This window comes from Candidatus Saccharibacteria bacterium, assembly GCA_016789455.1.
Taxonomy (GTDB): Bacteria; Patescibacteriota; Saccharimonadia; order Saccharimonadales; family Saccharimonadaceae; genus CAIJKY01.
In genome coordinates, this window is sequence record JAEUQU010000001.1 from 1 (window position 1) to 12,978 (window position 12,978).

At 56.2% G+C, this 12,978-nt stretch carries 18 protein-coding genes; 6 read left to right on the forward strand and 12 right to left on the reverse strand.

Annotated elements, in window-relative coordinates; translation table 11 throughout:
* From JNJ66_00005 to JNJ66_00015, 3 genes are all read left to right on the forward strand, one after another.
* Nucleotides 1-1,222: hypothetical protein (locus tag JNJ66_00005; GenBank protein ID MBL8158827.1), on the forward strand; the 1,222-nt coding region annotated here is incomplete at its 5' end.
* Between the two features lie 32 nt (nucleotides 1,223-1,254).
* Entirely contained in the window at nucleotides 1,255-1,974 is a 720-nt protein-coding gene (locus tag JNJ66_00010; GenBank protein MBL8158828.1) for a hypothetical protein, read from the forward strand.
* Between the two features lie 78 nt (nucleotides 1,975-2,052).
* The gene (locus JNJ66_00015) at nucleotides 2,053-2,772 is read left to right on the forward strand and encodes a hypothetical protein (GenBank protein MBL8158829.1); all 720 of its coding nucleotides are present in this window, start codon (nucleotides 2,053-2,055) and stop codon (nucleotides 2,770-2,772) included.
* 33 nt (nucleotides 2,773-2,805) lie between these two features.
* Here JNJ66_00015 and JNJ66_00020 read toward each other — a convergent pair whose 3' ends face one another.
* The 4 genes from JNJ66_00020 to JNJ66_00035 form a co-directional block, all read right to left on the reverse strand.
* Nucleotides 2,806-3,183, reverse strand: a complete 378-nt coding sequence (locus JNJ66_00020; GenBank protein MBL8158830.1) for a VOC family protein — start codon at nucleotides 3,181-3,183, stop codon at nucleotides 2,806-2,808.
* Between the two features lie 101 nt (nucleotides 3,184-3,284).
* On the reverse strand, nucleotides 3,285-3,926 hold the full coding sequence (locus JNJ66_00025) for a type II secretion system protein (GenBank protein ID MBL8158831.1): 642 nt from the start codon (nucleotides 3,924-3,926) through the stop codon (nucleotides 3,285-3,287).
* A 47-nt stretch (nucleotides 3,927-3,973) separates the two neighbouring features.
* On the reverse strand, nucleotides 3,974-4,432 hold the full coding sequence (locus tag JNJ66_00030) for a hypothetical protein (GenBank protein ID MBL8158832.1): 459 nt from the start codon (nucleotides 4,430-4,432) through the stop codon (nucleotides 3,974-3,976).
* Nucleotides 4,422-4,850, reverse strand: a complete 429-nt coding sequence (locus JNJ66_00035) for a cupin domain-containing protein (protein MBL8158833.1) — start codon at nucleotides 4,848-4,850, stop codon at nucleotides 4,422-4,424. The genes JNJ66_00030 and JNJ66_00035 overlap by 11 nt, the downstream gene beginning before the upstream one ends.
* A gap of 126 nt (nucleotides 4,851-4,976) precedes the next feature.
* On the opposite strand from JNJ66_00035, the gene JNJ66_00040 reads away from it, so the two are divergent.
* Nucleotides 4,977-5,627 (forward strand): peptidase C39 family protein, encoded by a 651-nt coding sequence (locus JNJ66_00040; GenBank protein ID MBL8158834.1) that lies wholly within the window; start codon nucleotides 4,977-4,979, stop codon nucleotides 5,625-5,627.
* 16 nt (nucleotides 5,628-5,643) lie between these two features.
* Here the strand turns inward: JNJ66_00040 and JNJ66_00045 are convergent, their stop codons facing one another.
* The 5 genes from JNJ66_00045 to JNJ66_00065 all read right to left on the reverse strand — a co-directional run bounded on the left by JNJ66_00045 (nucleotide 5,644) and on the right by JNJ66_00065 (nucleotide 9,412).
* A complete protein-coding gene (locus tag JNJ66_00045; protein MBL8158835.1) occupies nucleotides 5,644-6,585 on the reverse strand; it encodes a TPM domain-containing protein in 942 nt (313 codons plus the stop codon).
* Between the two features lie 19 nt (nucleotides 6,586-6,604).
* Nucleotides 6,605-7,201, reverse strand: coding sequence for a LemA family protein (locus JNJ66_00050; protein ID MBL8158836.1), 597 nt, complete (start codon nucleotides 7,199-7,201; stop codon nucleotides 6,605-6,607).
* A gap of 89 nt (nucleotides 7,202-7,290) precedes the next feature.
* Entirely contained in the window at nucleotides 7,291-7,908 is a 618-nt protein-coding gene (locus tag JNJ66_00055) for a DedA family protein (protein MBL8158837.1), read from the reverse strand.
* An 88-nt stretch (nucleotides 7,909-7,996) separates the two neighbouring features.
* The gene (locus JNJ66_00060) at nucleotides 7,997-9,085 is read right to left on the reverse strand and encodes a hypothetical protein (GenBank protein MBL8158838.1); all 1,089 of its coding nucleotides are present in this window, start codon (nucleotides 9,083-9,085) and stop codon (nucleotides 7,997-7,999) included.
* Between the two features lie 114 nt (nucleotides 9,086-9,199).
* Nucleotides 9,200-9,412, reverse strand: coding sequence for a hypothetical protein (locus JNJ66_00065; protein MBL8158839.1), 213 nt, complete (start codon nucleotides 9,410-9,412; stop codon nucleotides 9,200-9,202).
* 81 nt (nucleotides 9,413-9,493) lie between these two features.
* On the opposite strand from JNJ66_00065, the gene JNJ66_00070 reads away from it, so the two are divergent.
* Nucleotides 9,494-10,048, forward strand: coding sequence for a hypothetical protein (locus JNJ66_00070; protein MBL8158840.1), 555 nt, complete (start codon nucleotides 9,494-9,496; stop codon nucleotides 10,046-10,048).
* A gap of 2 nt (nucleotides 10,049-10,050) precedes the next feature.
* The gene (locus JNJ66_00075; protein ID MBL8158841.1) at nucleotides 10,051-10,575 is read left to right on the forward strand and encodes a prepilin-type N-terminal cleavage/methylation domain-containing protein; all 525 of its coding nucleotides are present in this window, start codon (nucleotides 10,051-10,053) and stop codon (nucleotides 10,573-10,575) included.
* A 215-nt stretch (nucleotides 10,576-10,790) separates the two neighbouring features.
* Here the strand turns inward: JNJ66_00075 and JNJ66_00080 are convergent, their stop codons facing one another.
* From JNJ66_00080 to JNJ66_00090, 3 genes are all read right to left on the reverse strand, one after another.
* Nucleotides 10,791-11,459, reverse strand: coding sequence for a hypothetical protein (locus JNJ66_00080; GenBank protein ID MBL8158842.1), 669 nt, complete (start codon nucleotides 11,457-11,459; stop codon nucleotides 10,791-10,793).
* Nucleotides 11,460-11,550: 91 nt separating this feature from the next.
* On the reverse strand, nucleotides 11,551-12,015 hold the full coding sequence (locus JNJ66_00085; protein MBL8158843.1) for a hypothetical protein: 465 nt from the start codon (nucleotides 12,013-12,015) through the stop codon (nucleotides 11,551-11,553).
* Nucleotides 12,012-12,956 carry a prepilin-type N-terminal cleavage/methylation domain-containing protein gene (locus JNJ66_00090; GenBank protein MBL8158844.1) on the reverse strand — a complete coding sequence of 315 codons (945 nt, stop codon included), beginning with the start codon at nucleotides 12,954-12,956 and terminating at the stop codon, nucleotides 12,012-12,014. The genes JNJ66_00085 and JNJ66_00090 overlap by 4 nt, the downstream gene beginning before the upstream one ends.
* Between the last annotated feature and the right edge of the window lie 22 nt (nucleotides 12,957-12,978).

Sequence of the window (12,978 nt, forward strand, 5' to 3'; positions counted from 1 at the left end):
GGCGAGTGATGCCATTGATATTGAGGACGGAGTGGTCTTTTTCCTGACTTGTTACTCAAACTATGGATACACTTGTTTTGGAACGTCGTCTGCGGCAGTGTCGAAGGTGAGTGATAGTGGGCTTGGGAGTGAGTATCCTCGCTCGGAAGTGGTTTACAGCAATGACCATGATGGTGATGGGTTGCAAATTAGCGATGAAAGTATACAGGGAACAAGCGATCGTTCTAAAGATCACGACGGAGACGGCATAAGCGACCTTCAGGAGTCGGAATCTTTTTCAAACCGACTACAGGCTTACTGCAACACCGCCGTCACCCCTGCCCATTGTGCATATCCAGACCCTCTCAAAAAGGATTTGTATGTAGAAATTGACTCAATGTACGATCAAGATAATGATATCTTAACGCAGCCAACCCCAAATCAGTTGTCGAAAATAGGGCAAGCTTTTGAGGCTCAGGGCATTGAAGCACATTTTGATATAGGAGACTACACAGGAGATGATGACGATGAAGTTGACCCTACCGTACAAATTGGTAATTATGGTGGTGGCAATTTAGCGCCGTTCTCCGAGCTAGTAGTTGATGCTTCTAACGATTTGGACGTCCCAGATCTAATCGACTACAAGCGAGGGTCGTCCTCAATCTCTTCTGCTCTATACGAGAATCCACAATTCGATTTCGACAACAGAAGTAAAATATGGAGGTATGTCCTATCCGCAAAAATCATCAATGCACCTACTTCTTCAGATTATACATTAATTTACGGCCAAGCTGCGCCCGGAGACGATGAAGCCTTAATAGCTTTTTCTGCAATCACGGCAAACTCAGTAGATCAAGGAAGTTTCGACAGAAGGTATTCAAGAGTTATTATGCATGAACTTGGGCATACGCTTTGTCTTAGCGACGGGACCATTAGTAGTAGTGGCAATGTAGATTATGATGGCCAATACAATAAGTGCATTTTCAGTAAAATCGATAAAAAATCCGAGGACGCCCCTGTTGAAGACTATATTAGCATCATGCACTACGCAGTAATGGATGAGATGCTCTACGCTAATGGAATACGGATTGAATATCCTTTACCTATTACGAGCTTCTCATTTGGAAACGGCAACAATGGAGACAATGATGACTGGGAGGGCGTGTTGAATGGAATCAAAGATTTTTCGAAAGACAAGAATCACCACTACCCCATCACCAACTGTCGTCTTGAATGTTATTAGAAATGAGCCTAGATTTATAGTAAGGTTATGTTATGTTAATAAAAAATAAATTTAAAGTCCTCTTTGCTATAGCCATTCTTTTTGCAGCATGCCTGGGTCTGTACTTCATATCCTTCAATCAAAACCGTGGCGAAGCATCAACATCACCAACAACACCGCCGTCGCCCGTCGCGAACAACGGAGAGAAAAAAGTACCTGGGAAAAAGAACCCTACAAGCATCACTGACAACGACAGGCTTGACGAAGTAAAAACCTCACCGGCACCAGAGGAGTGGACACCCTATACAGACTCCGTGCTCGCAACCAATATACCATCAGACTGGAAAGCCGAGGGTGGCCCAACAAGTTCCTCAGTGCGAGACCCAGGAAAATCACTCTATACATATAGCGCGACATTCGGCACATCCGACGACAATCGCGAGCGGCCGTGCAGCTTTGCCGTGCAAAGTCTTACCTATCTTCCCTCTATTGAGACGAAAGAAGGGCTAGATACCGGCGACGACGGCAAATTAACTGACCCGCCCGGCCGCATCTGGACAGATATTATCGAACGCGATCACTTTACGTATAACAGCAGCAAGGCTGTCCGCTATTACTCTTCCAGTCGCCTTTCCACTCGGACCATCAAGCAGTATGGCATCACTTATTTTGTGGATGGAGGAGAGAAGACATATACGTTTGGCTGCAAGCTTGATGACGTGGTTACTGCAGAGCTCGCAGATCAACTCTTTACACAGCTGACTATTAATTAGTCAGGGTTATGGAGGCGCATACAATCAAGCGGCCCTATGCATAACAAATGGGTAGGTGGTATACAATAGGATTATAGCGTGACTCAAAAAGCACATCCACCTGTCAAAATTACTCTTTTCCTGACAATTCCTATCGTAGCGTTGGCCGGGGCTTATTTCTATCTGCATAATAATTCCATAGACACATCAGCACCTAGCGTAGAAATGCAAAGCTCGACAAACCCGAGTCAAAAATTGAACGGCATATCCGATATGCACGATGAAGTAGTTGATGAGCTTCAGATCGTGACACCCGCTACAAAGCCTTTGGGCTGGAATGAGATGGAGTCTGTGCATAATAAAGTCGTTCTTGCCCATCCTTCCAACTGGCACGTCAATGGAGGCCCACCCAGTCAAGGCTCCTCGCACACTATCGAGTCGCCTTCTCTCTACACAGCTTATTTGGGCGCAGATTCTGAGCTTCGAGATAGGCCATGTCGCCTTTCTATTCAAGCTAGCTCCTTAGAAGAAGTTATTCGAGTTACAGATGGCCAAGATACGGACGATGATGGCAAAATCACAGATTCGCCAACGCGATTATGGACCGACGTTGTTGAGAAAGACTACTTTACTTACGACAATCACCAGGCCGTGCGATATGTGTTTGCAAATCGCGTATCGACCAGTCAAGAGAAACGCTATCGCATATTGTATGTAGTAGAAAACCAGGACAAGACGTACTCGTTAATTTGCGGCGTAAGAGACGAGCTGCCCGAAAACACAATTGACATGCTGTTTAGACAACTTCGAATTAGCTAGGATTAAAAAGTAATGGTCAACATCAGGTAATGCCTAGCTCTGCTCAATGATCGAGAGTATATTCCCCGCCGGATCATTAAACCAAGCAATCCGCGGCCCGCTGCCGCTGTAGATCTTGCGTTCGTCGCAGTTGGCTTCCAGCTCGGGGTAGCTGAGCATATCGACGCCTTTTTCTTTGAGCTCGTCGCAGATCTTTTCGATGTCGTCGACCGGGAAGTTCAGTACGGTGTGGCTGGCCGGTTGGTGGTCCGGCTTGGTGTAGAGAAAAACGTTGTTGCCGCCCGGAAAGTGCAGGTGCAGCTGGCCGTAGCCGGCAAAGTAGTTGATGCCGAGGGTGTGGCCGTAAAACTCCTTGGCTTTGTCTATGTCATCGACCGAGAAACTGCTGAAGGCTTTGGTGTGCCTGAACACGGGTCCTCCTTGTCTCCACCTTATGGTTACGGTGCGGCGCGGTGGTGGTGGAACATGGTGCGCCTACCCCTATTATAAGGCAGCCGCGGCGGTGCGCGCTGTTAAAGATCTTCCGGTTTTGGGATGGCGATGACGCACTGCGTATTGCCGGACACATTGTCGGTGGCACCGGCGGCCGCGGTGACGACAGTGTTCAAGCCGCCCGTCAGGCGATTGCCAAGGCCACAAGGCATGCTAAGACCCTCCAGATAATAGACCAGGGCGATGCGTCCGGCCTCGCCGTTGATGGTCATGCCGCGGTGGACGACTCCGGTGTAGGTGATGCCGTTGGTGCCGACGACCGGCTCGGCGGGATAATCTGGCAGGGTTGGTGAAATCTTTTTCAGCTCGGTGTTCAGGATGTAATCGATATTCTTGAGGTTATTGCTGGCAAAGCAGTTGGGCCAGCCGTCGCCATCGCCGTCAACGTAGTTGTAGCCCAGGCAGCTGGTCTGGGTGGCGCCATGCGGCCGGGGATATTGGCTGTAGGCCTGCATATAGGCCAGTGTGATCTTGTAGTATTCTTTGGCAGCCGTGACGCGGGAGGCGTTGCGGGAGTTCTTTTGGGCGTTGGTAAACGACGACATGGCTACTACCGCCAGGATGCCGATGACGACGATGCCGATCAGCAGTTCGACGATGGTAAAGCCGGCCGGCCGTCTGGTCTTTTTTGACCCAAGAAAAGTGCTGTAGCGGTGACGCATAGTACCTCAAGTGTAGCACAAGCATAAGCGTTCAAGTATCCAATTGCTCAGCGCTTGACGAGCAGCGGACGCACCAACGGCCATGCCTGCCACACTGCCGCCAGCCCGGCCAGCACCACCAACGGCCATGCTGCCAGGTGCAGGTAGATGGCCACCATGAAAAGGTTCGCCTCTAGACAGCCCGCCGTACCGCCCAGCAGGCTTTGACAGGTGGTGCCCACCTGCTGGTCGATCCAACCCAGCAGCACCCAGGCGGTTGCGCCGGCAAAGACGCCGCCGACAATCCATAGCACCACCTTGAAAAACCCGCGCAGCGGCTTGCGCAGCGCCACCGAAAGGACGAGCATAAGGGTCAGCAGGCTGATGGACGCGGCCACCCGCGCCAGATCCGGCGAGACAGCCCAGACCTGCCAGACATAAAAGGCCGAGATAGCCACGTATGGCACACAGAGCAGCCAGCGGCCCAGTTGCCTGCCGGTGACGGGGGCGTGGGTGTTATTGGTCATGGCCTTCGGCCGCCTGTGCCTCAGCCGCGGTAGCATGCACGGTGCCGAAGGGATGCTCGCCCGGCGCGTAGATGGAGTAGAGCTTGAGCGGCTCGTCGCCCTCGTTGATGATATTGTGCCAGGTGCCGGCGGGCACCAGGATGGCGAAGTCGACGCCGGCGTCCGCCTGTAGCGGCAGATCATCCTTGGCCGGACCCATGACCACCGTGGCGCTGCCGCTTTCGATGCGCAGGAACTGGTCGTGATCGTCGTGAACCTCCAATCCGACTTCCCCGCCCGGCTCGATGCTCATCAGGGTCATCTGCAGGTATGCGCCGGTCCAGACGGCGGTGCGGAAGGTCTGGTTGTTGGTGGTCAGGGCCTCGATGTCGGCGACGAACGGTTGGCCGCCGTGGTCGGTAGTTTCTTGGGAATGCATAGGGGTTTCTCCTTTTACTTTAGTATAGCAGCCGTGCTACCATCATAAATAAGCGAATACTAACACTGTAAAACGCGTACAAATATCATGACGACACTTTTGCCACCCCATGCTTTGGTGCGGCCTGTGCCTTTTATTTCAAACGCCCCGGACGACCTGCACTGCCTGCAGGCCGCCTACGGCATGATCCGGCAGTTCTTTGAACCGGAGTGGCAGTTTGATCTGGAGGAATGGTCGCAGCTGACCGGTTTTGAGCCGGGCCACGGTTCCTGCAGTTCCGTGGGCCTGCTTTGGTTTCATAACAACGGGTACGACGTGCAGCACATCACCAAATACGATTACCGCCGCTTTGTGGCCGAGGGCAACGATTACCAGTACGAAGCCATCGGCCGTGAAGCGGCGGATTGGGAAGCCGAGCACTTCAATATGGACCTGGAGCGGGAACGCGCCGCCCGCATGGTCGCCACCGGCATGTGGCAGCACCGTGCTCCCGGCTTTGAGGATATCAAACTATACCTGGAACGCGGCTATATAATGAAATGCCTGGTGAATCTTAATGAACTGAATGACAAACCGGGCTATTTAGGGCATGCTGTCGTCGTCATCGGATACTCCGAGGACACGTTGATCATCCACGACCCCGGCCTGCCGCCACGCCCCAGCCGCATGGTCTCGTTTGATAAGTTTTTGGCTGCCTGGGCCGATCCTAACGCCAACATGGAGAAGCTGGACGCCATCAAGCTGAAGACGGCGGATGAGGCGCCGCATAGCCTGTAGCCTAGGCAAACGGTCACTACCAGTCGCCGCCCGCGCCGCCGCCACCAAAGCCGCCGCCACCGAACCCGCCAAACCCTCCGCCGCCGCTGCCACCGCCACCCATGCCGCCGCCAAAAGTGGTGCCGCCCGCCCACCAGCTGGGCGAATCGCCGTGGGAGACGCGCCGTTGGTAGTTACTGGAGACGGCTTTATCAAACAGCAGCCCCAGGATGGTCAGGCCGATGATGCTTAGTATGCCGGTGAATAAGAAGCCGAACAGCAACCCCAGCACCACGCCGCTGACGCCACCGATGACACCACCCGCCCACCAGCTCTTGCTGCGTGCCAGTATGGAGCCCAGCCACGAGGGGATAAAGAACAATGCTACAAAGAACAGTTCCAGCGGAAAGCCGCCGCCGGATTCCTCCTGGACCGGGTCAGACTTGAGGTTCGGGTCAACCTCGTTATGGATGGCCGTGGTGATGCCGGTCAGGCCGGACTGGATGCCTTCGTAGTAGCGGCCCTCCCGGAACTCCGGGCGGATGCGATCGCGGATGATGCGGCCGGCGCGGGCGTCGGTCAGGGCGCCCTCCAGGCCGTAGCCCACCTGGATCTGCATGCGCCGGTCGTCTTTGGCGATGAAGAACAGTACGCCGTTGTTGCTCTGCTTGGAGCCGATGCCCCACTGCCGCGCCACCTTGAGCGAATAATCAAAGGCGTCCTCGCCCTCCAGGCTGCGCACCATCAGCACACCGATCTGGTTGCCTGAATGCTGGCGCTCGCCAGCGATGGTGGCGGCCAGGCTTTTGATTTGCTCTGGGGTCAGAGTGCCAGTCTGGTCGACGATTGGTACGTCGGTGGGCTTGGGCGGCACGGCGAGCGCGGCGGCGCCTGGCGCAAAGGCTAGCTGCAAGCCCAGCCACGCCAGCACGGCTATCACAAAGGCTGGCACAACCGCGCCCTTACGTCCCAAAAGCAAAGGCCGCACCACAGCCTCCCTACTCGCCAAAGTTTACGGTCGGAGCGTCCTCGGCACCGGCATCGGCCTGGAAGAACGGGAAGGTGCGGAAGCCAAAGAGTCCGGCGGTGATGTTGGTGGGAAATTGCTGGACGCGGGCGTTGTAGGCGCTGGCGGTGTCGTTAAAGTCTTTGCGGGCGACGGTGATGCGGTTCTCGGTCCCCTCCAGCTGCACCTGCAAGTCGCGGAAGGCTTCGGTGGCGCGCAGCTCCGGATAGGCTTCGGTCACTGCCAGCAGCCGGCCAAGCGCCTGGCTCAGCTCGCCCTGGGCCTGTTGGTACTGCTGCAGCTGCTCGGGGGTCGCCTTGCTGGGGTCGATGTTGATGCGCGTGGCATCGGCACGGGCCTCGGTCACCTGCGTCAGGGTGTCCTGCTCAAAGTTGGCTGCGCCCTTGACGGTATTGACCAGGTTGGGAATAAGGTCGGCGCGGCGCTGGTACTGCGTCTCTACGTTTGCCAGCGACTGTTCCACGCCGGTGCGCTGTGCCACCAGGCTGTTATAGCCCCCGATGACGGAAAGGGCAATCAGCAGCAACACGCCGCCGATAATACCTGGGATAAGCCATTTTGATTTCATATCTTCCTCCTTCTGGTTGGTCTGAATACTCTGCCGCTTCTGTTGTCTTAATTATACACCTTTTCCAAGCGCCAGGCGGGCTGCGCAGCCTAATGTCTACGCCGCGCCCGCCGCCTGCGCCACAGCCGTACGAAATACACGATGATGCCGATGACGATCAGCCCCACGATGACATTGGAAAAGGCACCGATAAAGTGCGCCACCTGCTCATACTTGTCGCCAAGCACATACCCCAATACGCCCAGCAGCGTCGTCCAGATAGCCACGCCAAACAGCGTGAACGCCATAAAGATACCCAGGTTCATCTCGCGGATGCCAGCCGGCAAGGATACCACCGAGCGGATGCCTGGCAGCAGCCGGCCAAAGAACACCGCTGCCCGGTTGTGCTTGTCAAAGACTTTCTCGCCCTTGTGGACCGACTCAATCGTCAATCCCGCCCAGCTGCCATAGCGCCGGATGAAGCGGTATATCGCTGCGTCCGGCAGCAGCCGGCCAATACCGTACAAGGCCGTGGCACCCAGCAGCGACCCGGTCGTGCCCGCCACGATCACCCCCGTCAGCGACATGCCACCCCGGGCAGCCGTGAAGCCGGCAAACGGCATAATCACCTCTGATGGAATAACCGGGATGACCATTTCTAAAAACATCAGCAAAGCAATGCCAGCATAGCCAAGCGTATCGATGATGCCGGTGATAAGGTCGCTCATTACCTTCTACTATAATCATCAGGCTGAGAGACTGCTGTGAACTATTTCACTGGCGCCGCAGTATGTGCTGTTTTCTGCCTGCCGCCAATTAGCGCGCGTACTTGGTGACAGCCGCTTTCACCTTCTGGTACGCCGCCTCATCGCGGATCAGATCCGCATCCATGAAGCTGAAGGCGAAGACGCCGTGATTCTGCAGAGTGGTAATGTTGTCATCGGTAAAGATGGCATCGATATCGGTGTTCCAGGATGTCTGACTGGCGTTATCCGGCTTGTAGTGCGAGATCATGACCGGGCCGTACGGCTTGAGCGCCTCGGTGGTGCGCAAAATCAGCTCTTTGTTGTCACCCTGGGTGGCCATGGCCTGGAAACTTTGGAAATCGCTCTCGTTCATGACATCAGCAAACTTTAGCAGCAGTGATTTGCCGCCGAACTTGGCCGGATCATCCCAGTTGGCGACCCAGCCGCCAAAGCTCAGGCTCATCTTGGAGTTGGGGGCGTATTGGCGGAAGATGGCCATGGCAGAGCGGTATTGGTCCTGCAAGGCGCGGTAATAGTTTTCGCTGCCCACCCAGTTGTTATCCTGGCACGGGTAGGTCTGCAGCTCGGTGAACATGCTGACATACAGCTCGCCGCTGCCATTGAAGATAGTGGCCAGCTCTTTCATGTCATTAAGGAAGCCGACAGACAGCGGATACGCCCGGCCGCAGGCGGCGCCGTACTTGGTGCTGAGGTTCTGTTCGGTACCGTTGTTATAGACGATCAGGTGGAGTTTGTAACCGCGGGCATACGCATCCGCCACGGTGCCGTTTTTCCAGCCGCGCATGAAGTTCAGGTCGTTGGGGCCGTTGTACCAGCTGGAAAGCATTTTCACCGGCGCCTCGGCCACCAGGCGTTCGTCGATGGCCGGATCAAGCTCGGCACCCATGCCAAAGATGAAAGGACGCTGCTGCTGCGGTGGCGGCAACGGCTGGGTGGGGTCGGTGATAGTCTGCGGCGGCGTCACCAGCCTGGGTATTTTCATGCCGGTGCGGGTAGCGGGTGCAGGCTTGCGTTCGGTCTGGGCGGTCTCGGCGTGGCCACCCGTCAGGGCAATGGCCGGCACCAAAGCAAGCACAGGCAGAATCAGCCCGGCCAGCAGACGGCGATCAAACTTTTTGCGTTCAATTTTCAGGGACATATGAAACGTGTTCTCCTTGTGCCACCCGTTATGCCTCAATCATAGCATCAAACCAAGCACAATAAGCCATACGCGCAAATGAAATTGACAACACTCAAAGTAAGCGGCGCTGTATTACTCGGCCGCCGGGCCCAGCTGCACCTCGCGCTGGATGGGCGGCGGCGGAAAGACCATGGGATAGAGGAACCAGCCGGCAACGCCGAGCGCTACCAGCAGTGCCAGTATCTCCAGCACTGTCCGTACGCCGAATTTCTGCCTGGGCGCCAGCAGCGAGCGGGAAACGGCAGGGGTTGATACTGAGTCGTGAGTAACCTTTTCAGTGTCCATATAGTTCTTATTGTAGCCCAAAAAATTCTCCGCCGCACCGCCCATAAACGTTGTATACTTACATTAAAGAGCATAAGCACCATGAAATCGAAAGCCAAGCCACCAAAGCATCCCCTCCCCCTGCTGCAGACCCTCCTCTTTGCAGCCATCGGCGTGTTGTCGGTCATCTGCATCGCCCAGGGTATTGCGCTGCAACGCTCACTCAACACGCCGGCCCAGCCGCCACCCTATCATGACCGTATCAATATCTCGCTGGGCAGCCTGGAATTCAACTTCACTGGCGGACGCGCCGTCAAACGCGACGACGCCGTCGTCCAAACGCTGCGCGCCACCCTGGAAGACGCCGCCCACAAGGACATCGCCTTAGGCTGCGAGACCGCACACTACCAGGTTATCGCCCACACTGACGACGATCGCCAAGTACTGCTGGGCTACGGTTGTGACCAGCCCACCGCCCGCATGTTCGCCACCTATGACGGCGACTGGCAGCTCATCTCCCCCACCAACGAGTTTGATAATTTTGGCATTCCGCGCTGCAGCCACGTTACGGGGCACGGTATCAACCGCGAGATCGCACCGGTCTGCGCCAACGGCCTCGGCGAAGAAAACGTAACCACCACCTATACGGTCCGATAGACGTGCGCCGGCCAGTACCACGCGCTAGTGGCTTCACCATCGTCGAACTGCTGATCGTCATCGTGGTCATTGGCATTCTGGCCGCCATCGTCCTCAACAGCTTCAGCAATAGCCAGAAGCAGGCCCGCGATGCCAAGCGCATGACCGACCTTACCGCCATCGTCAAGGCCGTGCGCTCGTACGGTGCCAGTACCGGTGCCTTCCCTGCCGTCACCGCCAACCCTGGCATTGATGGCTGGGAGGTCAGTACCGACCCCGCTGGCAGCTTCATCGAAAGTTTAGTGACCGCCAGACTCTTCAACGAAGTGCCCGTCGACCCCACCAATAACAGTCAGTACACCTACCGCTACTACCGTTACGCCGGCGGCAGCTACAACTGCAACGGCGGCCAGAGCTACTTCGTCGTCGCCATTGAGCACACCGAGCAATACGGCAACGCCAAACACCCCAAAAGTCCCGGCTGGGCCTGCAGCAGCCGTGATTGGCAAAGTGAATTCTCGTGGGTGACCGGCGGTTACATAGAATAGCAGTATAAGCAATCTCATAGCCCCGATGCACGGCTCCCCGTACTATTGGTACGGTTACCTAATACGCACGGAGGCCCCATGAGTAAATTTTCCGACGGCAAAGTAAAAGTAAAGTTTTATCTTTGGCCGAGCATTATTATCAGTATCGTTGCCAGCATCTTTTTGACGCTGCTGCTCAATATTCTGCTATAAGATTACAGCGCCGGCCCGCCGTCTCATTTCCGCCCCCAGCTAGCCAGTACATCTTCCAGTTCCTTCTGCTCCTGCGGCGTGAAGCAGTTGACGGTAGCACGCGTACCCGTGCCGATCTTCTGGTCGGCGGTTACATTCTCCAGGCACTCCCGGGCTTCATCCAGTGGCTTGCGTACCTGCACGGTTATCTCGTCACTGCCATGGATCTGGATGCCGGTATAGTCGATAGTCTGCGTCTCGACCGTAGGGTCGATGGTCGCCACCGATACATACGTACCGATGACATTTACACCTTTGTTGGGTGCCGATGCCCGCTCGCGCAGCTGAGCGTAGGTCAGCTCACCCTCTGCCGGGGCACGGCCGGCCCGGATGGTCACCGTAGCCTCGGACTTATTGGTGAAATTGTATGTATCAGGGCCTGCTATCGCCACCTCGCCCCATGCAGCCGGATAGCGGAACCGGTAATAGGGGCTGCCTTCATGGACACTCATCTTCAATCGAATCTCTTGCTCGGGCACCACGTCGGGCGGGCCGAGCTGCTCGCCCTGTACCGCTGTGTCCTGCTTGGACGCCCTCGGACTGCTGGTACTGTCAAACACCCGCCAGCCTATAAAGCCAAGCACGCCCAGCATCACTACCGTGACGATAATCTCAACCGCGCCAGAACCGCTTTGTGAATGTTGCTGTGTCATATTTGTTTGTATTGCCACGCCATGGCCGGCGTGAGTGTGTGCCTTAAATTATACGCCAGATTTTCTTTTTGCCAAACAGAAGGCAGTGCCGCTACTGTTGCTGGCCGGCTTGCTCTTTCAGAGCATAGTAGCGCGCCACCACCAGCGCCAGCAGCCAGATGATTTCACCGGCAAAGAAATACACCAAAAAGATAGCCCACGGCAGCCCCGCGCGCTTGCCGATCCTGAAGATTGCGATCAGCGAACAGATCGCCAGGCCCAATACCACAAAGAACAACGCCATCACCAGACCCAGGCCGTCATACCCCAGTATCCCAGCCAGAAGCAGTGCTGCTATCGCCGCGTACGTCGCCACACCGAGGTACGGCGACATATAGCCCAGCTTAAAGACCGTACACAGGTCGACGACCGGCACCCAGGCCTTCCAGGCGCGCTCGCCAAGCTGGCGGAATACACGGCTCCACAGCCAGCGCCGGAGAATTTCCATGGCGAGCAGGAAGATGACAAACATGACTATTGTGACGACACTGAAGGCATCGAGGCCGTCAGACATCATTGCGGCGAACCAGTCGAGCTGGAGGCGTTGGCAGTGCCGTTCCAGATCCAGCCCGCCGTGTCACCATCGGCATAATTAGTCAGGGTTGAACCCTGCTCCACCATAACGCCCGTGGCATCCAGCGACGTGCCGATTGCAGCACTACCGGGGGCGCCGATGTCCACCTGCAAAGTCACCGCAGCAGCTGGCGCCGTGGCAGTCACCGAGCGTCGCTCCCAGGTATTTGCCACGTGCGAGGATGCTGCACCGTTCTCAGTAATGATGCTGTTGCTGGAATTCTTCCAAATCAGAATGACTCCCGTAGAAAGCGTGGCGCTCGGCCTGATCCACGAGCTGAGCGTATACGATTGCCCCACCGTCACCGGTATGCCCTGCGTCGTCATCCGCCACCAAGAGGCTGGCACTGCCGTCAATGTGACGCGGTAGGCGGTCGTGACAGAAGGCGTGAACGTCGTCTGGCCCGTCAGTTGGGTACCCGTACCGGTGCCGCCGGTTGACATTCTGGGACTCCAGCCGGTGGTGTTGGTCGCCATCTTGGGATTGGGCATCAGGTTGGTGATGGGCGTGGCGCCACCAACTCCATGGCCAGGACAGACGCCGCTGGCAGGATTGCGGTTGTCGCTGCTGATTCGAAACGTAGACGAGCCGTTGTTGCCCGTCAGGCAATAGGTGTCGGCGACGGCATCGTAGGCATATTGGTAAGTGGTGTTAGGACTGGCCGGCAAACCGCTCGACGTTGCAGGATACGTGCCTGCATCAGCCTTGGCCTGCTCCAACTGCTTGGCAGATGCTTTGAGGTCGGACTGGGCCGTCGCCGCCCGCGCCTGCTCCTGCGCCCGTGAGAAAGCGCCGATTGCCAAAACGGCAAGGATACCGATGATGACGATGACGATCAGCAGTTCCACGATGGTAAAGCCGGATTGTCGTGAACGTGCCCACATGATACCTGCATTATAATGTATC

Bases quoted from the DNA above. Each gene is read 5' to 3' on its own strand.
- JNJ66_00010 (MBL8158828.1), top strand. From the start codon at position 1,255: ATGTTAATAAAAAATAAATTTAAAGTCCTCTTTGCTATAGCCATTCTT.
- JNJ66_00025 (MBL8158831.1), bottom strand. From the start codon at position 3,926: ATGCGTCACCGCTACAGCACTTTTCTTGGGTCAAAAAAGACCAGACGG.
- JNJ66_00030 (MBL8158832.1), bottom strand. From the start codon at position 4,432: ATGACCAATAACACCCACGCCCCCGTCACCGGCAGGCAACTGGGCCGC.
- JNJ66_00035 (MBL8158833.1), bottom strand. From the start codon at position 4,850: ATGCATTCCCAAGAAACTACCGACCACGGCGGCCAACCGTTCGTCGCC.
- JNJ66_00050 (MBL8158836.1), bottom strand. From the start codon at position 7,201: ATGAAATCAAAATGGCTTATCCCAGGTATTATCGGCGGCGTGTTGCTG.
- JNJ66_00055 (MBL8158837.1), bottom strand. From the start codon at position 7,908: ATGAGCGACCTTATCACCGGCATCATCGATACGCTTGGCTATGCTGGC.
- JNJ66_00060 (MBL8158838.1), bottom strand. From the start codon at position 9,085: ATGTCCCTGAAAATTGAACGCAAAAAGTTTGATCGCCGTCTGCTGGCC.
- JNJ66_00065 (MBL8158839.1), bottom strand. From the start codon at position 9,412: ATGGACACTGAAAAGGTTACTCACGACTCAGTATCAACCCCTGCCGTT.
- JNJ66_00070 (MBL8158840.1), top strand. From the start codon at position 9,494: ATGAAATCGAAAGCCAAGCCACCAAAGCATCCCCTCCCCCTGCTGCAG.
- JNJ66_00080 (MBL8158842.1), bottom strand. From the start codon at position 11,459: ATGACACAGCAACATTCACAAAGCGGTTCTGGCGCGGTTGAGATTATC.
- JNJ66_00085 (MBL8158843.1), bottom strand. From the start codon at position 12,015: ATGATGTCTGACGGCCTCGATGCCTTCAGTGTCGTCACAATAGTCATG.
- JNJ66_00090 (MBL8158844.1), bottom strand. From the start codon at position 12,956: ATGTGGGCACGTTCACGACAATCCGGCTTTACCATCGTGGAACTGCTG.